Source organism: Paraliobacillus sediminis, from assembly GCF_003426055.1.
This window is the reverse complement of record NZ_QJSI01000001.1, coordinates 521,376-545,677: the sequence shown is the minus strand read 5'-3', so window position 1 is coordinate 545,677 and position 24,302 is coordinate 521,376. Positions and strand designations below refer to the sequence as shown.

Below are 24,302 nucleotides of genomic sequence, written 5' to 3'. Positions count from 1 at the left end.
GCTCGCGAGGAGGCTGAAGCGTTCCCCATGGAAAGCGAGTGTTTTTCCGCAGTGGCAGAATAAAACTGCACTTATAAAGAATAGAACAAATCCTCGATAATGTTAAGTCTGCATATATATCTTTAACGAAGTTTTAAAAGAAACAAAATTTACGAAAGGGCTTTAAAAATGGAATAGAAGCACTTCTACTGATAGAAGCGCTACGTCTTTTATTCCTTTATTTCTTTGTTAGATCTTTAACGAATTTTGGTAATGCAAAACTAGCTTTATGGATTTCTTCTGTGTAATATTTAGAATCGATTTCATGGAAACGTTCTGGCTTTACTTCTAATGGGTCGTATTGTTTACTTCCAATTGTAAAAGTCCATAATCCACTTGGATAAGTAGGAATGTTAGCCGTATATAATTTAGTGATCGGGAAAATCTTCTCGACATCATGATAAACTTGCTTAATTAGATCTGCCTTAAACCATGGATTGTCCGATTGTGCAACGAAAATACCATCCGACTTTAACGCCTTAGATATTCCAGCATAAAACCCTTTTGAAAACAGACTAACAGCTGGTCCTACTGGTTCAGTTGAATCTACCATGATGACATCATACATTGCTTCACTTTCAGCGATATGCATAAAACCATCGATTACTTTTACTTCTACACGCGGGTCGTCTAACTTACCAGCAATTGTCGGTAAAAATTTCTTCGAATATTCGATTACTTTTCCATCAATTTCAACTAGAATCGCTTTTTCAACAGATGGGTGCTTTAGAATTTCACGAATGACACCACCATCGCCACCACCTACAACCAAAACATGTTTCGGATTTGGATGGGTGAACAACGGAACATGCGTAATCATCTCATGGTAAACAAATTCATCTTTCTCTGTTGTCATAACCATGCCATCTAAGACAAGCATATTTCCCCATTCATTTGTTTCAATCATATCTAATTGTTGAAAGTCTGTTTTTTCAGTATGTAATGTTTGTTTAATTTTTGCTGAAATACTGAAATCATTTGTTTGTTTTTCTGTATACCATAATTCCATGTGTCTATCTCCTTTGGCTTTTAAATCTATATTACAACTACTTATTTAATGTTTCAAACAAACTAATTCTAGAGAGTTTAATGAAAAAAGCAAGTGTTTTTCCTTTTTTTATTAAATTTGTCGAATCCATACGTTTATATATGTGTCATTTCCACCATAATGATACTACTATCCAGAGCGCATTTGGCCGTATAAAGGAGTTTCAATAAAATGATGAAGCTATTCAAACAGATATTTCAAAAAATAGAGCACAGACCTCTTCGCTTTATTGCAATTAGTTTTTTTATCGGTTCCCTTTCTATCATTATTTTCTCACTATCTATTTACACATATGCGCTAGTTCTTGGAGCGCCTCCTTTAACTACTGTCCAAAACACGATTTATTATAGTTCAGATGGAACCAAAATCGGCGAAGAATTAGGTGTAGTCAATCGCTATTGGGTCGATTTAGAAGACATTAATCCGACACTAATTAATGCAACGATACAAGCTGAGGATCAAAATTTCTACAGTCATCATGGTTTTGATCTTAAGCGAATTCTGGCAGCAGTTTTAGTCAATATCAGTAGCGGGTCAAAGAAAGAAGGAGCGAGCACGATCACCCAGCAATATGCACGCAACCTTTACTTATCACATGAAAAAACGTGGTCACGAAAAATAAAAGAAGCTTTTTATACCATGCGGTTAGAGCTTTTCTATAGTAAAGACGACTTGCTGGAAGGCTATCTTAATACGATTTATTATGGCCATGGTGCTTATGGAATTGAAACTGCTAGTCACTATTTCTTTAAAAAAGAAAGTGCTGATCTTAGCCTTGCAGAGGCAACTTTATTGTCTGGTATACCGAATAGTCCAAGTTATTACTCACCGATTAATCATTATGATCACGCAAAAGAGCGTCAAAAGCGAATTTTATCTGCATTAGCTGAAGAAGAAATAATTAAAGAACAAACAGCCTTTTTGGCAGAAAGAGAAGATCTACAAATAAATAGTGCATTTCCAACAACTACAGATTCTATCGCACCATACTTCCAAGATATTGTTTTAGCCGAAATGGAAACGATCTTAGCACAAGAGCCTAAGGTTATTCGTACAAGTGGGTACCATGTTTATACAACGTTAGACGAAACACACCAAGAGAAATTAGATCAATCAGTAGCTACTAAAATCAATACAAGTAGCGCGTTGCAAATCGGTGGGATTGCAATGGAACCGACAACAGGTGCGATTACAGGCCTAATAGGTGGGAAGAATTACACAGAAAGTCCCTATAACCGAGCCGTCCAAGCAAAACGAATGGTCGGGTCCACTTTTAAACCTTTCTTATATTATAGTGCATTGACGAATGGTTATACGGCAAGCACAACATTAATGAGTAAGCCAACCAACTTTGTCTTAGCTGATGGCAGTAGTTATCAACCTAGTAACTACAACGGTTATTATGCCGATCAACCTGTCACATTAGCACAAGCACTGGCTGTCAGTGATAATATCTATGCGGTAAAAACAAATATTTTCTTAACTCCGAAGCGCTTAATTGATACTACACGTGAGTTCGGAATTACAAGTGAGCTTAAAGCAGTACCTTCTCTTGCTTTAGGAACGGCATCCATTAGTGTGAAAGAAATGGTAACCGCTTATAGCATGTTAGCAAATGGTGGCAGTTCTCTTACACCACATACCGTTGAAAAAATAACTGATTCTAAAGGAAAGATTATTTATCAGCGTCCAAAACAGAAGCAAAAACAAGTTCTTGATCCGCAACAAACTTTTATCTTGAATCAATTAATGACTGGGATGTTTAATCCCAATTTAAATGGTTATATGCACGTCACAGGAGAATCAATTGCAGATCAATTGCAACATACGTATGCAGGAAAGTCAGGTACAACCGAAACCGACAGCTGGATGATTGGTTATAGTCCACAACTCGTGATGGGTGTATGGACAGGTTATGACGACAACAGAGCGATCAATAAAACAGAAGAACAACACGCTGCCAAGCAAATATGGGCTGATTTCATGGAAGCTGTTCATGCGAACCAAGCCGTTGAAAGCTTTGACGCACCCGCTGGCATTGTTGCAGCATATATTGATCCAACAAGTGGTGAATTAGCTACGCCATACTGTGAAAATAGACAACTGATGTATTTTGTTGCGGGTACAGTTCCTGAACACTATTGCTCTGTTCATCAACCAGAAGATTAAATTAATCTATACGACCTCAACTTTCTCACTTAAAAAGTAAACACTAATCGTTGGCCGTATTGCGTTTGGTTTATATTTGTTCTATTACGTGACATTTTTAAATAGATCTGCTTTCTAAAAGATTGTTATCAATGACAGAATTATCATAGACTCTGTCTTAAAAAAGAATTTCCAGACCCGCTCCTCAAATGAAATTGACTCCCTTTCCGCAGGCACGGCTTCAGCTAACTCGGATAAGCAAAGAACGCTTTCCGAGTGGATCTTCAGCCCGTGCTGTTCCTGCAGGACAAGGAATACTTCAACAGCAATACTTCGCACGAAGAAAATAGATTTTTATTTTCGAGGATGTCGTCAATTTAATTTGATACCCTAGATTAGTTCATAAATATTTAGCAGGTAATCTATTGCATAATGAATTAAAAAACCAACATTTTTACCGCTTTTTAGCATCTTCTACTAATTTCTGTAATAACTAATTTTGTTTAACATTTAGAAATATTTGCTTTAATCAGCGAAGGTAGCAAATGGTTGACACTCCTGTGGGAACAGCACAAACCGAAGATACTTACGACGGAGTTTCTCTCAAGTTCGTCAGATGTTTTCGAAAGAAGCGTGAAGTCAGCTTCTATTTTGGATTGCGAGACTTCCAAGTAATACCTATACTTAAACGCCTGATTCACTCTGCGAAAGTTGAGTACGAAGAAAAAGGATTCCGCAGAGAGCAGAATCCTTTTTTAGTGCATATTATTATGCTGGTAGTGCCTCTTTTAATTCATCCGGTGCATTCTCCCACATTTTTGCATCAAACGAACGTAAAAAGTCAGCTAATAATTTCTTAGATGCATCATCCATATGTTCTACTATATATTTTCCTTTCATTGACTTATCCATATGCGTAACATGTTCAGGCATTGATTTATAAGCCCGCTTAATTGATCTATCTACGCGTACTTCACTACCTGCAACACCATAGTAATAAGGACCATTCTCTCCCCGTTCAACCGTGACCCAGACAATCCAATATAATAGTCCGTTTGGCACTTCGTCTTTGTTTGGAAGAAACTTCACACGTCGCTCTATTTCACTTCGGGCGTGCATGGCACCCATATCAACAAAAGCACGGCTTTCATTTGGGTCGATAATTACTGGTGATATATTTTCCAAACTAACCGCTCCAATACCATAACCACCATGGCCATCTGTCGAATCGTCTTTCATTATTGTAAAAGCATTACTTTTCTTCTGCTTTGATCCATCTTCTTTAGACATAATTAAAATCCTCCTAAACGACTTATCTTAGTGCTATTATTGTAGCATATTGGATAGCCTCTTTTCATCTTGCAAAGCTTAGAAATGATTTCAAAGTCTAATTTAAGTATAATGGTAAAAGAAAAGGAGTGAGTTATTATGCCATACGTTACAGTAAAAATGTTAGAAGGTCGTACAGACGAGCAAAAAAAGGCACTCATCGAAAAGGTTACAGAGGCAGTTAGTGAAACAACTGGAGCGTCTAAAGAGAAAGTCATCGTATTTATTGAAGATATTGATAAAAGTCAATATGGTGTCGGTGGTAAACGTCTGATTGATTGATGATTAGAGAACACCCTAGTAGAAATTACTAGGGTATTTTTTATAAGAAATGAAAGTCTTCTGGTTTCACCGATGCTACTTTTGTAGAATTGTCAGTTGCTTTTGTCTTCCGTTTAAATACATTTCTATTCCTTCTAGACATTCCAACGCCTACTCTTCTCTGCTGTACCTCTTGTATTCCTTGGACAATAAGTTGCATCGCAATAATCACGACCATAAACGCAATAAAGACAGGCACAACAATCCAATAATGACCAGTCATGAACGCCTCCCTTGCATTGCTAATCAGTCCAGACCATTCAAATGTGACAGAATGCTTTGGCGCTTTATAAACTTCATCAAACATCACACTTGTTCCACCTAGAAATAGACCAAATAAGCCTAAATGCATCAGCAGCACTAAAACTTGAATAAACTGTTGACCAAAAATCAAACCTAATCTAGCACTTAAGTGTGGCATTACATGTTTTTTAATAATTTGCCGATTAGACGCTCCTAAAACTCTAGCACCATTGATAAACTCTTTTCCTAATATCAAACGCATCTCATTACCAATCAAAACCGTAAGAAGCGGCACTACTAAAATAGTTAAGATAAGTCCTTGTACAAGGATACGTTCCGTTAAACTATATTCAAACCCTCCTGTTGAACCCATTACAAAAGGTGCTAACAATACAATTGCTAGAACAGTCAGCGGTAAGTAGTGAAAGCCGTCAACTAATTTCTCAACCATTCTTCTCCACTTATTATTCAGCATAAACACATAGGGAATTGCAAATAGAAATCCAACTAATATACGTAATAAAGCGACTCCACTTGCAAAAAGGATCGTATATTTTGCTCCAGTAATTAATTGGTCGCTAATACTATATCCAAGAAGATCACTGCCCATAGGGACATATTTAGAAGGTGGGTGCGGTTTAGAACTTACTAAGCCACCATCTTCATCATAAACTAACACATATTGTCTTACAGGTTCTTCTTGGATAATGGAGTGGCCAATACTTACAACAAGAATTCCAAAGATGGTCAGAAAGCCAATTAAGAACTTAGGATTTTTCAAGTGCGCTCCTAGTCCTTTTACCAATTGATAGCCATATTTCATTTTCGAGCCCCCAATTGTTTAAGTGTTTGCCAGCGTTTCTTTTGTTTTACTGAAGCTACAGGATGTGAATCATATGATTCATTAAAAACGAATATCTCCACTCCTTGATAAAGGAGAAATAACGGGGTAAAAATCATCCACAGCACAACAGCAAGGACAATCGAACGAAAGTCTTCCAGCACATAACTGGAGATTCCATTAATATTAAACATATATTCAATCACAAATAAACTAGATAACGTTGTCCAAACGATAATTTTTGACTGATAAAAAACACTCTTCATAATATTGCGTAGCACATGTTTAACTAGAATAAAGCTTTGTCTAATTCCTTTACTCCGAGCCAATTCAACATAGTCTTTTATCAACTCTTCTTCGATCAATAAGATAAGGATTCGATAGAGTGAAACCATTGGCAAAAAGGATAAAACTACAATAGGTGCTAAATAGATACGCTCATCACCTAACGTTACAAATCGCATCAATAAAGTATCGGTATGTTGAAAAATCATCACAATGCCCAACTGTAATAAAAAAGCCACCATCAAATCTGGGATTGATTCTAGCAATCCTAGTAAACGTTTAATAGATTGCATTGCTATTTTCGGTAAAAATAGCGTTATTATCGCTACTATAAATGCAACAAGAAACCCCAAAATGATAGCACTAACGAAAATTCTTATTGAATAGAGATAGGGATTCCATAACATCGAAAAAACAGATACCTCCCGATCTAAATAAAAATATGTCCAGCTATCTGGTTGTATTAATGCTTTTGTAAGGGAGATGAATTGATTTAAAAATGCAGATACGTTAAAAAGGTAAGTAGGTTGAAATAGTATAGGTGCGCTACTAACGATCAGGATACCTATCAAACCTGCTATGTAATATAGTAAAAAACGTGCTAGCCTCTTCACTCTTACAACCCCTTTCTCATTACTAGTTTCCATTATAATGAAATTTATGAAAATTAACAATAAATCTCCAGACAGCAAAAAGCACAGCATTAGTTGCTGCGCTTTTCTCGTTAAGGCCTTTTAAAAAGTTTATTATTGCAATTCTTTAATAAACGCCCATGCTTCTTCAATATCGGTTGGTGTGTAATTTGAACTTTTTTTGACAACTTGTACTTTTTCTTCTACTTCTGTTTTTGTTAACTCGTTAAAATAAAGCATTGTTGAGACAAGCTCCAGAAATCGCGAACTTTTCTCTTTCATCTTTTCAATTTTATCTTCAAAGGGCGGAAGGTTTACGTCAGATTGTTCAAGAAAGTCTTCACCATCAGCTGTAATTGTATAACGGTATTGATAATAATTGCTCTTTTTTTCTTTTTGTTCTGCAATAAAGCCTAAGTTACATAACTCTTCCATTCTTAATGATAATTCTTCTGAATATGGTCCGTAAAAATGAAATTCGAATTTTTCTTCGAAAGGTATCTCACATTGTTTTAAGATATAAATCATTTTTTGCATTTTTTTTCGACCAACAATTTCGCCAGAAGTCATGAAAAACTTCATCAGTTTAGCATGATTTGCTAACATAAAAACATCCCCTATTCCAAACTTGTTAAAAATACTTTCAGATCTGCAATCTTTATTCTTTTCTCAAACCTAGTAAAACTTCTATTCTAGCTTTTTTCGGATTATCATCTGGTAATGTTTGAACAAAATCTAACGGAAAATACAACTTATGATCTGTTCTTTTCTTTCCTGAAATTGATTCAACAATGTCAGATTGCCTTGATAATTCTTCTAATTCTTGATTCGGCATTAATAAATTAATTGGCAAACGCTCGCCTTCTTCACCAGGACGGTAGAAATCATATGGTAAGTCAGAGGAAGAATCAACAACTAAATAATAAGCTGGATCTATTCCTACTTCAGTAAATAAACGCGTTAATTCTCGTGATTCTTTCAATTGAAGATTGGGATTGAATTCAATATATTTAAATAGATTGCGATTCATAAAACGGCGACATAAGTCTCTTAAAATAGGATCTGTTTCCTCTTGCCACATTTGAAAGTAATAGAGAACAATTGATTCATCCAATCGCAAGTAATCTTTCACTGTTACTTTTCCTGCAAAAATAGAAAGGAAATGTGTTGGTTCTAAAGAAAAGGCGTAATCCTTTTGATATAAATCTTTTGCACGATGCAAAATTTTTGATAAAATAACTTCAGCACTTCTACTAACTGGATGAAAATAAACTTGCCAATACATTTGATAGCGACTCATAATGTAGTCTTCTACCGCGTGCATTCCCGAAGCTTTAATCACGACTTGATCTTCAATCGGACGCATGACACGTAAAATACGCTCCATATCGAAATGGCCATAACTAACACCAGTAAAATAGGCATCCCGTTGCAAATAATCCATCCGATCAGCATCGATTTGGCTTGAAATCATACTAACTACCAATTTATCTTCATACGTCTTATTAATAACGTCTGCCACTTTTTGTGGAAAACCCGGCTCTACTTTACGCAATATCTGATTAATTTCTGTGTCACCTAAAATAATTTTCTTGGTAAAGTCTTCATGATCTAATTTAAAAACTTTTTCAAAAGAATGAGAAAACGGACCATGGCCTAGATCGTGAAGTAATGCAGCACATAGACTAAGAAGACGCTCGTCCTTATTCCAATCAGCTCGTCCTTCAAAATTAAACAATATGCGCCGAACAATTTCATAAACACCTAAAGAATGATTAAATCGACTATGTTCAGCCCCATGAAATGTTACATAGGCTGTGCCTAACTGTTTAATTCGACGTAGACGCTGAAATTCAGCAGTTCCAATAAGATCCCAAATTACCAAGTCTCTCACATGAACATAGCGATGGACAGGGTCTTTAAAAACTTTTTCTTCATATAATTGTTCGTCCTTATAAGCCATTTTCTAATCCTTTCCGTTTCCTTTTTTTCTGCACAATTTATCATTTCATTATATAATAGTTTTGGTTATTCTAAAAGAGGCACTAAACTTTAACAATCGGATAATTTTCAAAACAATGGCTACACACAAAGGAGTACAACAGATGATAGACTGGAAATCTTTTTTTACCGGAACAACATATCGACTAATTGACCATAGTGATCCAGGTGTGATCAAAAAGGCAATGGATTCATTTGCTTATGATGATGCTATCGCTCTGTCTGTTAGTAAACATACAGCACCACACACGATTCGATTATGGGTACATGACAAAACGGTTGTGCTAGGAATATCAGATGCACGCTTACCTTATATGGAAGAAGCTGTTAGCTGGTTGCAAAGCCAAGGGTATCAAACGGTTGTCCGTAACTCAGGTGGTTTAGCCGTCGTCCTTGATTCAGGTGTGCTTAACATATCGCTCCTACTTTCTGGAGGAAATACAGTCGGCATTCATCAAGGATACGATATTATGGTTGCCTTCATTGAAGATCTATTGGCAGATTATACGAATGATATTAAAGCATTTGAGGTTGTTGGATCATATTGTCCTGGGGAGTATGATTTAAGTATCAATGGTAAAAAGTTTGCCGGTATCTCACAACGACGTGTTCGTGATGGAATAGCTGTTCAAATTTATATTTCGGTAGAAGGTGATGGACAGGAACGTGCAGAATTAATCCGACACTTTTACACCCTCGGCTTACGCGGGGAAACATCAAAATTCACTTATCCGTCGGTTAAACCTGAAACTATGCGCTCCTTATCTGAATTAATAGGCGAGCCGATTACGGTCGGACAAGTGATAAACAAGCTAACAACTCTATTGGAGAATTTGACTGGAGAAAGTGATCAAGATGGTTTAATAGAAGAAGAAAGTATCGAATACAAAAAAAGAAAACAACATATGATTGATAGAAATCAAAAAGCACTCGGTGATTTAGCTTAACCGCGTGCTTTTTAATTGGGCGCAGATTTGATTTATTGGGCGTTATTTTGATTATTCGGGCGATCTTTAACTTAATCGGGCGTTAATCACTCGCTCCGTCAGAATCCTCATCTGTCACCTAATAGATGCCTTTAATTAATTGTTCAAAACTATTTTCTCTATTGAAAAATACTCTAGAGCCTCTCTGTCAACTTCATATCCAATTCCAGGTTTATTTGGAATATGAACTTGGCCATTTTTTACATGCACGGCTGGTGCGATGATATCACGATGCCAATAGTTGTCTGATGCTGCTGTGTCTCCAGGTAATGTGAATTGGCCTAAACTTGCAACTGCAAGGCTATGTGCTCTGCCAACACCCGCTTCGAGCATGCCACCACACCAAAGCGTTATGTTATGTTCTGTTGCATATTTTTCTATTTCTTTAACATGCTTGATCCCACCAACACGACTCATTTTGACATTAATAATTTGACAGCTTCCAAGTGCTACTGCTGTTTTCACATCACTATATGTATGAATGCTTTCATCCAAGCAAATTGGTGTTTGCAATTGTTTTTGTAATGAAGCATGTTCAACAAAATCATCGTTCGCTAATGGTTGTTCAATCATTTGTAAACTAAATTGATCTAACTGTTGCAAAATCTTCAAGTCGGACAGTTTATAGGCTGAATTCGCATCTACCATTAGATCAATTGTTGGAAACGCGCGCCTTACTTCACGAACAAGTTCCACATCATTTCCAGGCTTTATTTTTAACTTAACACGCTTGTATCCATCAGAAAGCTTGGCTTCAATTACTTTTAAAAGTTGATGCGTAGATGTTTGGAGTCCAATACTTACGCCCACATCGATTACTTGTTTCGTTCCACCAATCATCTGGTAAAGCGGTTGTTTTTTCTTTTTTGCAAATAGGTCCCAAACAGCGCTCTCTACAGCCGCTTTTGCCATGTTATTACGACGAATCTTTTGAAAGCGCTCCGTAATTTCTTCTGGATGGGCAATTGGTGTTGCTACTAGTAATGGTACTAATAATTTTTCTATCACATGTCGATTTGTTTCTGTTGTTTCTTCTGTATACCAGGGAGTTGTAAATGCCTCTGTTTCACCAAAACCACTCACACCGTCTTCATCAATAACTTCTATAATATAAAAATCCTTATGCTCGACGCGCCCAAAACTTGTCACAAACGGGTGTTTATATTCCATTATCAGGTGATGCAGCACGACGCGATTTATTATAAGCAATTGAATCCCTCCCCCAAAAGATACAGAAAAGGTTCCGTCTTTTTCAGCGGAACCCTTCTTGATAGATATTTTATTATACAGATTGCGCTGCAGTGATGATCGCTAATTTATAAACGTCATCTGTGTTACAACCGCGTGATAAATCATTTACCGGTTTATTTAACCCTTGTAAAATTGGACCAACAGCATCAAAGTTACCTAAACGCTGGGCAATTTTATAACCAATATTACCTGCTTCTAATCCAGGGAATACAAATACATTTGCATCACCTTTAATGTCTGCATCTGGTGCTTTTTTCTCTGCTACACTTGGTACAAAAGCAGCATCGAATTGAAATTCACCATCTAAAGTTAATTCTGGACGTTGTTCCTTGGCAATTTTTACAGCTTCGATAACTTTATCTGTTTCTTCTGATTTAGCAGACCCTTTTGTTGAAAAACTCAACATCGCAACACGTGGATCGATATTAAATAAGCTAGCTGTATCCGCACTTGCTAAAGCAATTTCAGCTAAATCTTGGCTATTTGGCGAAATATTTATCGCACAATCCGCAAATACATACTTCTCTTCATCGCGTACCATAATGAATACGCCTGATGTCTTTTTAATACCCTCTTTTGTCTTAATGATTTGTAAAGCTGGACGAACAGTTTCTGCAGTAGAATGGACAGCACCACTTACTAAACCATCTGCTTTGTTCATATAAACAAGCATTGTTCCAAAATAATTTTCATCTAAAAGCATTTTTCGTGCAGCTTCTTCTGTTGCTTTCCCTTTTCGTCGTTCAACAAAGCTTGCAACCATTTCATCAAATGCTTCATATTTGTTAGGATCAACAATTTCTACATTCGTTAATGAAACATTCAATTCTTTCGCTTGCTGTTCTAATTTATCTCTTAATCCGACTAGTACAGGTTGCACTAAACCTTCATCACCTAATTTACTTGCAGCTCTTAAAATTCTTTCGTCTGATCCTTCTGGGAATACAATTCTTCTGCTTTTCCCTTTTAATCTACCTTTTAGCATGTCATATAAATTACTCATATTTTTACCCTCCAGAATCTATTCTGTTATATATAATACGCCTTTTTGTGTGTGAATGAAAGTGATACCGATTATTTTTTAAAAATCATGATCTTGATCTTGTTTTCTCCTCCCTTTTTTATTCATTTTCTACCTCTTGACGTTAGAAAATGCGCTACTTTACTGTCTGAATCAGATTAAAATTAAATTTTGTCTAATTCATGACAATATTTTTTCTGTAACGCCTTAAATCATTCAAATTTAAATTTCCTGTATGATTACTATTCCCGAATTATGTTATATTAAATCTATAAACCATTTTAGATTATAATAATTACAAAATAAGGAGAGATACATATGGCAGAAGCAGTAGAAACAATGGATGGTTGGTATTGCTTACATGATCTACGCAAAATAAATTGGGGAGCATGGAAAGCCGCTTCAACTGAAACAAGAGAAACAGCTCTTGCTGAATTCCAAACACTTTTATCAAATTGGGAAGAGATTGATGAAGCAAAAACCGGAAGTAATGCTGTCTATACAATTATAGGCCACAAAGCTGATATGATTTTTATGATCTTGCGTCCAACGATGAAAGAATTAAGCGAGGCTGAATTAAAGTTCAATAAATCTTCACTAGCAGCTTTCACAACACAAACTTATTCTTATGTGTCAGTTGTCGAGTTATCTAAATATATGGTTAAAGAAGGAGAAAACCCTGAAGCTAACCCTGGTACACAAGCACGTTTACGCCCTCGTCTTCCTAAGTGGGAATATATTTGTTTCTATCCTATGGACAAACGTCGTGAAGGCGATGAAAACTGGTATTCCCTACCAATGGAAGATCGTCGTCGCTTAATGTATGAACACAGTTTAACTGGTCGTAAATATGCGGGCCGAATCAGACAAATCATTACTGGTTCAATGGGTTTTGATGATTGGGAATGGAGTGTTACACTTTTTGCCAAAGATGCACTTGAAATCAAAAAATTAGTATATGAAATGCGTTTTGATGAAGTAAGTGCTAAGTATGGTGAATTTGGTAAATTTTATGTAGGGAACATTTTAACAAAAGAGACAGTCCCTACTTTTTTATATATTTAAGTTAGAAAGCCACGCATATGCGTGGCTTTTTATTATGGGCTTTTTTGAAAAATTGTTGTTCCTATGTTTAAAATAGCAAGGTTACGAAAAAAAGTCTTTTGCATTTGAATTATCTTGCCATATTTGTTCATCTTTTTTGCGCCTATGCATAAGTATAGGTAGTGGAGAATTTCTTAATATAAGTAAAATAATGAGAGGAGCGAATAATAAATGACTGATGAAAAAAAGCTACGCCAAACGCCTGCTGGGGGATATATGGCACAAGCCCAACCAATGCCGGGGCAACCAACCCATAAAGTTACACAGCAACAAGGTTTACAAGGTCAAACGATGTATCAGCCACAGCAAATGCCCAATTACGGTTACACACCTGGTATGTACCAACAAGGATATCAACAACCATCTTATTATCCTGCACAAGCCTATCAAAGTCCTACTCAAACTCAACCTTCGTCTAGCCAAGTACCAGGTATGTTACCTTTAGAAGAATCTTACATTGAAAACATTTTGCGCCTAAACAAAGGCAAAGTCGCTACTGTTTATATGACTTTTGAAAACAATGATCGCTGGAATGCAAAAGTTTTTAAAGGTGTAATTGAAGCTGCTGGTAGAGACCACATCATTATTAGTGACCCAGAAACAGCAAAACGCTATCTCCTTTTAATGGTCTATTTAGATTATATTACATTTGACGGAGAGATTAATTACGATTTTCCTGGTGCCCGCAAATAGATAAATAAGAAGTCCTTGCTTCCTAATCAAGATGCAAGGACTCCTTTTTTGGAGGAAGAGCATGATGCGTAATCCGTATCAAAGGTTATTACAATTAGAATTTTCAACATTACTATTAGCTATTGTATTCGGGATTATAACATTGTTCTCCGGGTACATATTTCTTGCTTACGTCACTTGTCTCATGCTAGCTGTTAACCTATTATGTGAAGGGCTTATTGGATGGAAGAACCATGATACCATTCAATTTGCCTATCATGTTTTACGCGTTATCCTTATCCTAATCTTTGTTAGTTATTTGTATGCTACCTAAATTAACTGAATTTCATAATAGCATAGCCTAGTAACACCCAACCTACTAAGAAAGCCACGCCTCCAAGCGGTGTGATTAATGCAAATGTCTTAATTGCGGTTGTCGAATAAATGTACAAGCTACCCGAGAAGAGAATAATTCCTGCTAGAAAGAACCAACCTGCCATCGAGATACTTGTGACTTGATACTTTGCTAATAAAAATCCTGTAGCTAGTAATGCGACTGTATGAAACATTTGATATTGAACAGCCTTCTCCCACGTAGCTATTGCCTTTTCCGTAATCTTCCCTTCTAGTCCATGTGCACCAAAGGCACCTAATGCAACAGCGATAAATCCATTAATAATACCAAGTAATAAAAATAACTTCATTTTTCCATCCCCTTACTATATTTTTCATTTAAAATACACACTTTCCTATTTAAAAATCAAATAATGAATCGCCATTTGCATCTTCTTCAACAAGTGGCTTTGATTGTGTAGAAACACTTCCGCTATTCGGTTTCGGCTGGACTGGTTGTTCGCCTATCATTTTTCGAAGTTCAAGCTCTTCTTGTGCATCATGCGTTTGTGCAGGCTTGTCTACAATTTCTTCCGTATCTAAAACTAAGTCAGATAACAACCGAATTGCTCGAGCATGTTCCTTCACTTCTGCAACCTGATCATGTTTTGTAAGTGCCAATTGTATTTCTTGCTGCATTTTTTGTAATACCTTTTTATTTGTTATCACTTTTTATGCCTCCCTAAAACTTCTTTTCCTATTATACAATTCGTTTGCTTTAGTTAAAATAGATAGCATTTGAAATTATCTAAGATGTCCCTTTATAATTAGTTAAAGGAAGTGAACAGATTGAAACGAATCATACACGAAGCAATCGAAAAAATCAATCCAAATGCGGCTATTCAGACTATTAAACCTATCTCAGGTGGAGATATTAACCAAGCATATCGCGTTCAAACAAATAGCACAATTTATTTTGTGAAAATAAATCAAGATGTCCCGTCTAATTTTTTCAAATTTGAAGCAAATGGGATTCAATTAATTAAGGATACCAATACAATAGCGGTTCCCTATGTCCATTACTATAATGAACCAAAGCAACATGAACACGCCATACTTATAATGGACTGGATTGAAGGACAAGCAACAGCCAAGACGACAATTGAGCTAGGTCAGCAAATTGCTTCGCTTCATCAACATAGCCACTCAATGTACGGCTATGATCAGGATGGTTTTATCGGATCCTTATCACAAGTGAATCATTTTACAGATACGTGGGTTGGTTATTTCCGTGACTATCGTTTGCGACCACTACTTCACATCGCCAGTGAACGCGGCAGATTGCCATACGAACGCTATACGAAATTAGAAAAGCTAATGAATGATCTAGATAATTGGATTCCCTCTTTCCCTAAAGCTTCTCTCTTGCATGGTGATCTTTGGGGCGGGAATTGGTTGACTGGTGCTAATGGTAAACCATACTTAATTGACCCCGCTGTTTTCTACGGTGATCATTTATTCGAATTAGCTTTTACCGAATTGTTTGGTGGATTTCCAGACGACTTTTATAAGGCCTATAATGAAGTTATGCCTATTGAAGATTATTATAATGATGTGAAACCTTTATACCAGCTCTATTATTTGCTTATCCATTTAACCTTATTTGGTGAAGGATACGGAAGCTCTGTAGATCGAATCTTACACAGATACGTCTAAAATGAAACTTTTCAAAAAATTCATACGTACTATATTGTAATACGCAAAAATATCAAACGTTTTTTAAATAAAGTATTTTTCTAGAGAGGGGTATCGATTTGACAGTTTTTCTTATCATTGGTGTGACTGCCTTGATTGTTTCAATGCTTTCCCTTGGTGGTGTTCCGACAGATAGACAATCACATCGAGAACGCTCTAGTTATCAATCTGAAACAAGCGAACACCGCAACTTCCGGACAAAACTTGCGTTATATACAGGTTTAATAGCCGTTTTCTCATTAGCTATCGCAGGATTCACCTATCTTTTACGTTAATAAACAAAACAGGCATCCATTATGGGTACCTGTTTTGTTATTGCAGTTTCCTAAAAGATTACGTTTATGACTAAATTTCTATAAACTCCGACGTAACATTTCATTGCGTCGATAGTCTTATTCGCTACGTCAGCAAATGCTTTCCCTTTCCACGGGCACGGCCTCAGCTAACTTAGTAAATCAAAGAACGCTTTACTAAGTGGATCTTCAGCTCGCGCTGTTCCCGTAGGAGTGTCAAGCATTTGCTTCCTTCGCTAGTTAGTGGAACTATTTTTAAGTGTAAGACAGAATCAATCGAAACATTTTCAAGAGACTAATGATTAATGTGTTTATTTGTAGTTCATAAAATGTTTCAAGACAAAACTAGCGGAGCAGGTGAAATGGGTGAGACTCCAGTGGGAACAGCACAAACCGAAGATCCTCTATCGAAGCGATTTTTGCTTCGATAGATAGCTGAGGTTGTGCCCACCGGAAAGCGAGCCCATTTCACTTGTGAAGCGGGTAAGGGTCTTCTGTTACGTCGCAGCTTCTATCAAATTCGAATGGAGTAACAATACTCGCGAAAAGTCCTTTGTTATTGATAGTTTACTTGTTTGTCTTTTCTGTTTTTTCTTTCCATTATTCTTAGTTTTATTTGCGTCAATCTGCCCTCGATAATTGGTTGAAACGATATAAACACCGTTTTGCTTGATAAAAGCAAAACAATTAAAAGTGATAATATAGCTAATCCAAATACATCAAGTATGTGGTCTACCCTAAACCATCCAGCTTCGCGAAAGAATTGAATGAATAATCCATGCAATAAATAAACATAGAGTGTTTGTTGTCCCAGATTTGTCCATCGATATTGTTTACGTGGAATCCAAGCAAATAGACTACAAATTAGAATTGTTGCAATAAGATAAATACCTAGACGTATGAAACCACCCCATATTGGTTGATCCAAATCTGCAAAAGCAAACGATCCCAGTAACCAATGCGATGAAAAACTAGGTAGATAGACAAGTAGTATTACTACTATACTCATTATTGCAAAACTTACATGTTTCACAATTGGATGCGTTAGATTTTTTATTTGATCTTTTGTTATCCAGTAACCCATTAAGAAGAATGGGAAGAAGACAAAAGTTCTAGAAAGACTATATTCCGCTCCAATACCATTTATATAACCAACTATAATGCCAATTCCGACTGCGCTAATAATCCCAGCCAATGGTGGCATTTTTTTAAATACGATTAATAACAGATGCCAAGAGAATAAACTTAGTAAAAACCATAATGACCAATGTGGTTGAAAAATTGGTGTTTGCCAACTAGCATTACCAATTAAATAATAATAAGCCGAATATACACCTTGAAAAATGATATATGGAAATACTAACTTTTTAGTTAGATTCCAAATATACCCCGCGTTTCCTATTCCTTTAGCAAAGAAGCCACTGAGAAGAATAAATGCAGGCATATGGAATAGATAGATAAAATCATAGCTGACACGCATGATTGCTGAATCTTGCGTGAACGGTTGAATCATGTGACCAAATACCACTAAAAAAATCAATATAAATTTAGCATTATCAAAAAAAGCATCTCGCTTCATTTCACTCACCCTTATCTAGTTGAAAGATCTCCTTTATCTATATACCCATTATATGATAAGATAAGCAAATTTAAATGCCGTTAATCAACTTGTAATTGATTTTTAATCTAATGTAATCTTTGTAATTAATTCACTTTATTTACTAATCTGCTATCTTATCTTTTATAACTAGCCACTTTATAATAAACTATACATGCACAATTCTTTATATTATAATATCCTTTGTATACCTTTTCAATTTAGGTTTCAAAAATCATTTTAAACTATTAGGAGCGTGACTTTTTTTGGACGATTTACCACTGAATGCGATTTTTTTACTTATATCTTTAATCCTGTTATCTGCCTTTTTCTCATCTGCCGAAACAGCGTATTCTAGTCTTAACAAAATTAGAATCAAAAAATTTGCTGAAGCAGGAAAAAGTGGAAGTAAAAAAGCATTGTATATTTCAGAAAATTTCGACAAATCCTTATCAACAATTTTAATCGGTAATAACATCGTGAACATTGCAGCTGCAAGTATTTCTACTAAAATAGCTACTGACTTAGTCGGAGGAAACAGTGCTATAGTAATTAGTACAATTGTAATGACAATCTTAATATTAATTTTTGGAGAAATACTACCTAAATCTTTAGCTAAAGAACATGCTGAAACGTACGCTTTGAGGATTTCCAGTATATTATTTCTTTTAATAAAAGTACTTGCCCCTATTAACTTTCTATTTATTAAATTAAAAGTATTCGTCTCAAAATTCTTTGCTAAAAGTGATGGAATGCCTTCTGTTACTGAAGATGAGTTGAAAGTAATGCTTGATATTAGTGAAGAAGAAGGCGTTATTGATAAAGAAGAACGAGAATTAATTCACCGATCGATGGATTTTGATGATACGATTGCTAAAGAAATTTTGACCCCTCGTATGGATATGATTGCTATTAATATTAATCAACCATTAGATGAAATAAAAGAAATTTTCTTTGCAGAACAATTTTCAAGAATACCAGTTTATGAAGGTAATACTGATAATATAATTGGAATATTGTCAGAAAGAGATTTCCTCACACATATGATTAGATATAAAGAATTTAATGTTAGGGAATTGCTCAGAGAGCCCTTATTCATTGTAGAATCAACAAATATTTCAACTTTATTACCAACTCTACAAAAAGAGAAAGTTCATATGGCAATTGTTTTAGATGAATTCTCTGGTACAGCAGGTTTAATAACTTTAGAAGATATTTTAGAAGAGATTGTAGGGGAAATATGGGATGAGCAGGATGAAAAGTTAACTTCCCTTTTCCAAATCGACGAGCTTAACTATAGGCTTGATGCACAATATCCTTTAGATGACTTTGCAAATATTATGAATGTACCTATTCCAAAAAGTTCTTATCATACCCTTGGTGGTTGGATTATCGAGAAATTAGAGGCAATCCCAGAGATAGGCGCCACCTTTTCATACGACAAATTAAACATTATTGTAGATGAGGTTACAGATAGAAGAGTTAAAAAGATTGTTGTCCAAATAAAAGAATAACATAAAAAACATGCGTGCCAATCTTAATTGATTTGGCACGCATGTTCTTTAAACTATATTTGAATTGCCCAGTTGCCATTTCGGAAAATCGCTTCGGTTTCTCCTTCTTCTGTTACACCATCAATATTCATCTCACTTGAACCTATCATAAAGTCTTCATGAATTAAACTATCGTTTACCCCATGTTGATCAAGTTCTTCTTTAGACATTGTCGATCCATTTTTAATTGAAGTTGGATACGCCTTGCCTAAAGCTAAATGACACGATGCATTTTCATCAAATAACGTGTTATAGAAAATTAACCCTGACTTTGAAATCGGAGACTCATGTGGAACCAGTGCTACTTCTCCAAGTCGCCTGGCACCATCCTCATCTGTATCGAGCATGTTTTTCAACGCTTCTTCTCCTTCTTCCGCTGTAAAATCAATTACTTTCCCATCCTTGAAAGTTAGACTAAAATTATTGATAATGTTTCCGCCATAGCTAAGTGGTTTTGTACTCACCACTGTACCATTTACACCATATTTATCAGCTAATGTGTACACTTCTTCTGTTGGAATATTTGCATTAAATTCTATCCCTTTGTCTGAAGGTCCAGATCCACCTTGCCAAATATGGCCGTTTGGTAAGTAAATAGTTAAATCAGTTCCTTCTGCACGATAGATCAATTTTTTATATTGCTTCTCGTTCAAATACTCTCGGGCTGACTTTAACGTTTGATTGTGCTTTTGCCACGCTGCTACTGGATCATCTTGATCTACACGTGTAATAAAGAAGATCTGTTCCCATAGTTTTTCCTGTGCTTCGTCTAGTGGTAAATCTGGGAATACTTTTTTTGCCCATGCTTCTGATGCATAACCTACTATTGACCATGTCACGCGATCATTCATCACGTAATCACGATATTCGCTTAATGCCTTTGCACTTGCTTTTGTCACGGCACTAATACGTTCGCCATCAATTCCATTCAGTAAATCCGGATCTGGTCCGTATACGGTTAAAAGGGAGTATCCATCCTTTACCATTTCAATCAAACCCTCTGCTTGCCAAGTTGGAAAGTTTTCTAACACTGCAAGAGGAGCATGTTGCATTTTTAGATAAGTAAGCTGATCATCACTCCATTGGATATGAACATTTTTTGCGCCTGCTTTATAAGCCTCTTTTGTAAGACTTCGAACAAAATCTACCGCTTCAATTGGAGCATTAATAATTAACCCCTGTCCCTGTTGGACATTAACACCTGTTTTAATTGCAAGTTCTCCATACTTTGTTACTATTTCTTTTTGAGGCATTCTAATCCCCTCACTTTCTACGTATTATATTACTATTATTTCACATTTTCAAAAAAATAAATAGCTTATCTAAGAGGCATTTAAAAAATTGATCTGATATAATGAACACTAATAAAGTCTAGGAGGAAATATATGAAACTGCTTTTACATTACCGTAAAATCGTTTGGGTTTTTATTATATTATTATTTTTCACCGGTATATTTACATATATCCAGCTACCTAAACGTGACATACCTGAAATCAGTCAAAACATTGCATCCATTTCTACCGTTTATCCTGGTGCAAACCCTGAGGAAGTTGAACAAACGATTACCAATCCGCTTGAAAACGCATTAGAAGGTATTGATGGGATTTCACAACTATCATCCGCATCGACTACCGGTTTTTCTACGATAACTATTTCACTGGATAGTGATGTTGAAGCATCTACAGTGTATAGCACAATTCGCCAAGCTGCAGCGGAAGAAAGTACGTCTTTTCCTGAAACTGCTCTACCAGCCTCTGTAAATACTGATATTGTCACTTCAAATGTTGCGACGTATCATTTACTAGCTGATGATCAAGCTAGCCTATTTGCACTTCGCGCGTCGGTAAACGAATGGAAACAAACATTAACTGAAATTGCTGGAGTAGAAGCGATTTTAACAAAAGGATTACCAGATCAATCCATTGCAATTACCATGAATCCAGATGATCTAGGTAGCAATCAAATCCAACCTAATCAAGTTATTTCAGCACTAAATACAGCAATTGCCCCAACAGCAATTGGTACCGAACAACAAGATGACGGGATTTATCAACTGTCTCTCGAATCTTATCAAGAAATAGATGATCTAGAGAATGTTTTAATTGGTCAAAATGCAAGCAATCAACCTGTGTATTTGGTAGATATTGCATCGCTAGAAATCGCAGATGATCCCGTCGAGGATATTATTCGTTATCAGGATCAATATGCGCTTTCTTTAACCATTCAAGCAAAAGAAGGCGTAAATATTGCTGATTTACAGGAACAAATTGATAAGAAGATTGCAGCATTAGAACAGGGTCTTCCTAGTGAAGTAACTGTTGACCAATTTTACACGCAAAGTACAGTAATAGATGAGGTCTATTCAAGTCTTATTACTTCATTTGCGATATCATTAATCGCTGTTCTAGTTATCATGTTATTGGGATTACCACTATCATCAGCCATCCTAGTAGCATTGGCTATACCAATCTCGATTATTATCGGGCTCATTCCTTTACCTTATGCAGGTGTTGATTTAAATCAAATATCAATTATCGGGATGATTGTTGCGATCGGTATCTTAGTTGATGATGCGATTGTAGTAAACGATAATATTCAGCGGCGATTCCAAATGGGTGAATCAGCACTTAAAGGTACAATTAATGGGGTACGTGAGATATCTGTTTCGATTATTACCTCAACGTTGATGATTGTATTCAGTTTTCTACCGTTGACCTTTTTATCAGGAAGTAATGGAGACTTTATCCGTTCCTTGCCTTTAGCGTTAATTTGTACAATAGTCGCTTCGACTTTATTGGCACTAACCATGATACCAACGATACAATATACAAAACAAAAATATTCAAAAACGAAGAAAACAAAATCTAAAACCGGACTTTTAGGACCTCTTTTCAGTAAAATGGAAGGAAGTTATGCAGACAAAATTATTCCTGCAACACTTAAAAAACCTTGGTTGACAGTAACAAGCGGCGTAGTCTTATGCTTATTATTAGTTCTTTTGGCTTTTAAAGTTCCGTTTGAATTTTTCCCAGCGGCCGACCGTGCCGAGGTTACTATTTCAGCTATGTTACCACAAGGAACAACGTTGGAATCAACAAACCAGGAACTTGAAGAAATCGAAAGTTTCTTAGTTTCACAAGCAGATGATATAAGTGAAACAGCCGTTTACAGCGGTAGTGGGCTACCAGGCATATTTAATTCCTCTTTAACGCGATCAGGAGAAAACACAGGACAATTAGTTGTTCGTGTAGATCGTGATCAAACAGATGCAAGTACATTTATTGATCAATGGGAAACAGCTTTACGTGCGGAATTCCCTAATACTGAACTATTCTTAGAAACAATTACTTCTGGTCCACCTCCTTCTTCAAGTGTAGAAGTAAAGGTTCAAGGACCTGAAATTGATCAACTCGTTACAATTGCAGACAATCTCAAACAAGAACTAGCTAGCTTAGAAACAGCTAAAATTGTGACGAGTAACACAAGTCAAGATCAGCCATTTATAAACTATAAGATTGATCGAGACTTTTTAGCTGCGGAAGGTATCAGCATTGATCAAGTAACAGGTACATTACAATTAGCTAACATAGGCGTACCTCTTGGCAATTTCGATAATGGTATTGAACGTTTACCTATCCAATTAGGATTAGATGACGGAAATCCAGAAGGTATTGATTTGAGCACATTAGAGGTTGCATTAACGAATCAGACTGAAAATGGTATTCCTACTATGGTAAGTTTTGATACATTTATTACAACCGAGACAACTGAACAAATTGGTGCGATTCCACACCTAGACGGTGAGCGCACGATTACAATTGAGGGATATGAAGTTGACGGTGAGGGGCAATCCTTCACTACAGATGCAGATGAAATTATTGCTCGTGTTAAAGAAGATTTACCAGAAGGGTATCAAATCTTAGAAACGGGTGAATCGTCTGCTGAATCAGATTTCTTTATTGAAGTTGCAAAACTATTCTTGATTGTTCTGTTTTTGATATACTTAACGATTGCTATTCAATTTAACTCCTTGTTAACGCCATTGCTTGTGACAAGTACAGTATTTTTAGCCATTACAGGCGCAATTGTTGGACTATTCATCTCAGGACAGCCATTAAGTTTCTTAGCCGTGTTAGGTATTATATCCTTATCCGGTGTTGTCGTTCGAAATTCAATTTTAATGATTGAATTTATTGAACAAAACAAAGTAAAATATGAGTCAACGATAAAGGCTATAACCGAAGCTGGTCGTGCTCGTATTCGTCCGATCATATTAACAACTCTTACGTCCATCGCGGCGCTTGTACCAATTATTTTCACGGGAGATGTACTGTTTAAGCCATTAGCAGTTTCGATTGTTTTCGGCTTGTTATTCTCAACCATCTTAACGCTCTTGTTATTACCAGCGTTTTACGTAACAATGGACCGCATTCGAAAATAAGCACAAATCTAAAAGAGCATCTCCTCAAATTAGGAGATGCTCTTTTATTCATTATATTTTACAAGATTATTGTTTGAAGAATCGATATAATTAGACTTAGCAGAATACCATGACCCGCTCCTCAAGTGAAATTGGCTCCCTTTCCGCAGGCACGGCTTCAGCTAACTCGGAAGCAAAGTACGCTTTCCGAGTGGATCTTCAGCCCGTGCTGTTCCTGCAGGAGTGTCGCCAATTTCACTTGATACGCTAGTTTGATTAAGACTAATGCATGTTTATTATGGCACCCCGTTTTAGAAACGGAAAATATTAGCACAAACTAGCGGCGGAAAAATGCGAGACTCCTATGGGAAAGGAACAGTCTGAAGACCCCGCAGTGAGCGACTTTTGCTCACGAGGAGGCTGAAGCGT

Annotated in this window: 22 protein-coding genes; 10 read left to right on the top strand and 12 right to left on the bottom strand. The window is 36.2% G+C overall.

Annotated features, from left to right (window positions below; all coding sequences use genetic code 11):
• Positions 1–217: 217 nt before the first annotated feature.
• Positions 218–1,048 carry a spermidine synthase gene (speE, locus tag D2K60_RS02400; protein WP_117168390.1) on the bottom strand — a complete coding sequence of 277 codons (831 nt, stop codon included), beginning with the start codon at positions 1,046–1,048 and terminating at the stop codon, positions 218–220.
• Between the two features lie 210 nt (positions 1,049–1,258).
• On the opposite strand from speE, the gene D2K60_RS02395 reads away from it, so the two are divergent.
• The gene (locus D2K60_RS02395) at positions 1,259–3,256 is read left to right on the top strand and encodes a transglycosylase domain-containing protein (RefSeq protein WP_117168389.1); all 1,998 of its coding nucleotides are present in this window, start codon (positions 1,259–1,261) and stop codon (positions 3,254–3,256) included.
• Between the two features lie 747 nt (positions 3,257–4,003).
• On the opposite strand, the gene D2K60_RS02390 is transcribed toward D2K60_RS02395, so the two are convergent.
• Positions 4,004–4,525 (bottom strand): YwhD family protein, encoded by a 522-nt coding sequence (locus tag D2K60_RS02390; RefSeq protein WP_117168388.1) that lies wholly within the window; start codon positions 4,523–4,525, stop codon positions 4,004–4,006.
• Positions 4,526–4,663: 138 nt separating this feature from the next.
• On the opposite strand from D2K60_RS02390, the gene D2K60_RS02385 reads away from it, so the two are divergent.
• Positions 4,664–4,846 (top strand): 2-hydroxymuconate tautomerase, encoded by a 183-nt coding sequence (locus tag D2K60_RS02385; protein ID WP_117168387.1) that lies wholly within the window; start codon positions 4,664–4,666, stop codon positions 4,844–4,846.
• A 40-nt stretch (positions 4,847–4,886) separates the two neighbouring features.
• Here the strand turns inward: D2K60_RS02385 and D2K60_RS02380 are convergent, their stop codons facing one another.
• From D2K60_RS02380 to D2K60_RS02365, 4 genes are all read right to left on the bottom strand, one after another.
• The gene (locus tag D2K60_RS02380) at positions 4,887–5,951 is read right to left on the bottom strand and encodes an ABC transporter permease subunit (RefSeq protein ID WP_117168386.1); all 1,065 of its coding nucleotides are present in this window, start codon (positions 5,949–5,951) and stop codon (positions 4,887–4,889) included.
• Positions 5,948–6,868 carry an ABC transporter permease subunit gene (locus tag D2K60_RS02375; protein WP_162880669.1) on the bottom strand — a complete coding sequence of 307 codons (921 nt, stop codon included), beginning with the start codon at positions 6,866–6,868 and terminating at the stop codon, positions 5,948–5,950. Before D2K60_RS02375 ends, D2K60_RS02380 begins: the two co-directional genes overlap by 4 nt.
• A 132-nt stretch (positions 6,869–7,000) precedes the next feature.
• On the bottom strand, positions 7,001–7,492 hold the full coding sequence (locus D2K60_RS02370; RefSeq protein ID WP_117168384.1) for a YwgA family protein: 492 nt from the start codon (positions 7,490–7,492) through the stop codon (positions 7,001–7,003).
• A gap of 52 nt (positions 7,493–7,544) precedes the next feature.
• Positions 7,545–8,849 (bottom strand): HD domain-containing protein, encoded by a 1,305-nt coding sequence (locus D2K60_RS02365; RefSeq protein ID WP_117168383.1) that lies wholly within the window; start codon positions 8,847–8,849, stop codon positions 7,545–7,547.
• Between the two features lie 142 nt (positions 8,850–8,991).
• On the opposite strand from D2K60_RS02365, the gene D2K60_RS02360 reads away from it, so the two are divergent.
• The gene (locus D2K60_RS02360) at positions 8,992–9,834 is read left to right on the top strand and encodes a lipoate--protein ligase family protein (RefSeq protein WP_117168382.1); all 843 of its coding nucleotides are present in this window, start codon (positions 8,992–8,994) and stop codon (positions 9,832–9,834) included.
• A gap of 135 nt (positions 9,835–9,969) precedes the next feature.
• Here D2K60_RS02360 and menC read toward each other — a convergent pair whose 3' ends face one another.
• Positions 9,970–11,043 (bottom strand): o-succinylbenzoate synthase, encoded by a 1,074-nt coding sequence (gene menC, locus D2K60_RS02355; RefSeq protein WP_117169083.1) that lies wholly within the window; start codon positions 11,041–11,043, stop codon positions 9,970–9,972.
• A gap of 112 nt (positions 11,044–11,155) precedes the next feature.
• Positions 11,156–12,127: a phosphate acetyltransferase gene (gene pta / locus D2K60_RS02350; RefSeq protein WP_117168381.1), complete on the bottom strand. Its 972-nt coding sequence runs from the start codon at positions 12,125–12,127 to the stop codon at positions 11,156–11,158.
• A gap of 336 nt (positions 12,128–12,463) precedes the next feature.
• On the opposite strand from pta, the gene hemQ reads away from it, so the two are divergent.
• The 3 genes from hemQ (at position 12,464) to D2K60_RS02335 (ending at position 14,255) form a co-directional block, all read left to right on the top strand.
• Entirely contained in the window at positions 12,464–13,210 is a 747-nt protein-coding gene (gene hemQ / locus D2K60_RS02345; protein WP_117168380.1) for a hydrogen peroxide-dependent heme synthase, read from the top strand.
• A 255-nt stretch (positions 13,211–13,465) separates the two neighbouring features.
• Positions 13,466–13,942: a spore coat protein GerQ gene (gerQ, locus tag D2K60_RS02340; protein WP_420818808.1), complete on the top strand. Its 477-nt coding sequence runs from the start codon at positions 13,466–13,468 to the stop codon at positions 13,940–13,942.
• 61 nt (positions 13,943–14,003) lie between these two features.
• Positions 14,004–14,255 (top strand): hypothetical protein, encoded by a 252-nt coding sequence (locus D2K60_RS02335; protein WP_117168379.1) that lies wholly within the window; start codon positions 14,004–14,006, stop codon positions 14,253–14,255.
• 1 nt (position 14,256) lies between these two features.
• Here D2K60_RS02335 and D2K60_RS02330 read toward each other — a convergent pair whose 3' ends face one another.
• Both D2K60_RS02330 and D2K60_RS02325 read right to left on the bottom strand, forming a co-directional pair.
• Positions 14,257–14,625, bottom strand: coding sequence for a DUF423 domain-containing protein (locus D2K60_RS02330; protein ID WP_117168378.1), 369 nt, complete (start codon positions 14,623–14,625; stop codon positions 14,257–14,259).
• Positions 14,626–14,674: 49 nt separating this feature from the next.
• Positions 14,675–14,983: a YwdI family protein gene (locus tag D2K60_RS02325; protein WP_117168377.1), complete on the bottom strand. Its 309-nt coding sequence runs from the start codon at positions 14,981–14,983 to the stop codon at positions 14,675–14,677.
• A gap of 111 nt (positions 14,984–15,094) precedes the next feature.
• On the opposite strand from D2K60_RS02325, the gene D2K60_RS02320 reads away from it, so the two are divergent.
• Positions 15,095–15,970 (top strand): fructosamine kinase family protein, encoded by an 876-nt coding sequence (locus D2K60_RS02320; protein ID WP_338048331.1) that lies wholly within the window; start codon positions 15,095–15,097, stop codon positions 15,968–15,970.
• Positions 15,971–16,068: 98 nt separating this feature from the next.
• Positions 16,069–16,284 (top strand): hypothetical protein, encoded by a 216-nt coding sequence (locus D2K60_RS02315; RefSeq protein ID WP_117168376.1) that lies wholly within the window; start codon positions 16,069–16,071, stop codon positions 16,282–16,284.
• Positions 16,285–16,858: 574 nt separating this feature from the next.
• On the opposite strand, the gene D2K60_RS02310 is transcribed toward D2K60_RS02315, so the two are convergent.
• A complete protein-coding gene (locus D2K60_RS02310; RefSeq protein WP_117168375.1) occupies positions 16,859–17,881 on the bottom strand; it encodes an acyltransferase family protein in 1,023 nt (340 codons plus the stop codon).
• Between the two features lie 284 nt (positions 17,882–18,165).
• On the opposite strand from D2K60_RS02310, the gene D2K60_RS02305 reads away from it, so the two are divergent.
• A complete protein-coding gene (locus tag D2K60_RS02305; RefSeq protein WP_117168374.1) occupies positions 18,166–19,413 on the top strand; it encodes a hemolysin family protein in 1,248 nt (415 codons plus the stop codon).
• Positions 19,414–19,466: 53 nt separating this feature from the next.
• On the opposite strand, the gene D2K60_RS02300 is transcribed toward D2K60_RS02305, so the two are convergent.
• Positions 19,467–20,705: an aminopeptidase gene (locus D2K60_RS02300; protein ID WP_117168373.1), complete on the bottom strand. Its 1,239-nt coding sequence runs from the start codon at positions 20,703–20,705 to the stop codon at positions 19,467–19,469.
• A gap of 132 nt (positions 20,706–20,837) precedes the next feature.
• Here D2K60_RS02300 and D2K60_RS02295 point away from each other — a divergent pair, with 132 nt between their 5' ends.
• Entirely contained in the window at positions 20,838–23,894 is a 3,057-nt protein-coding gene (locus tag D2K60_RS02295; RefSeq protein WP_117168372.1) for an efflux RND transporter permease subunit, read from the top strand.
• Positions 23,895–24,302: the final 408 nt, after the last annotated feature.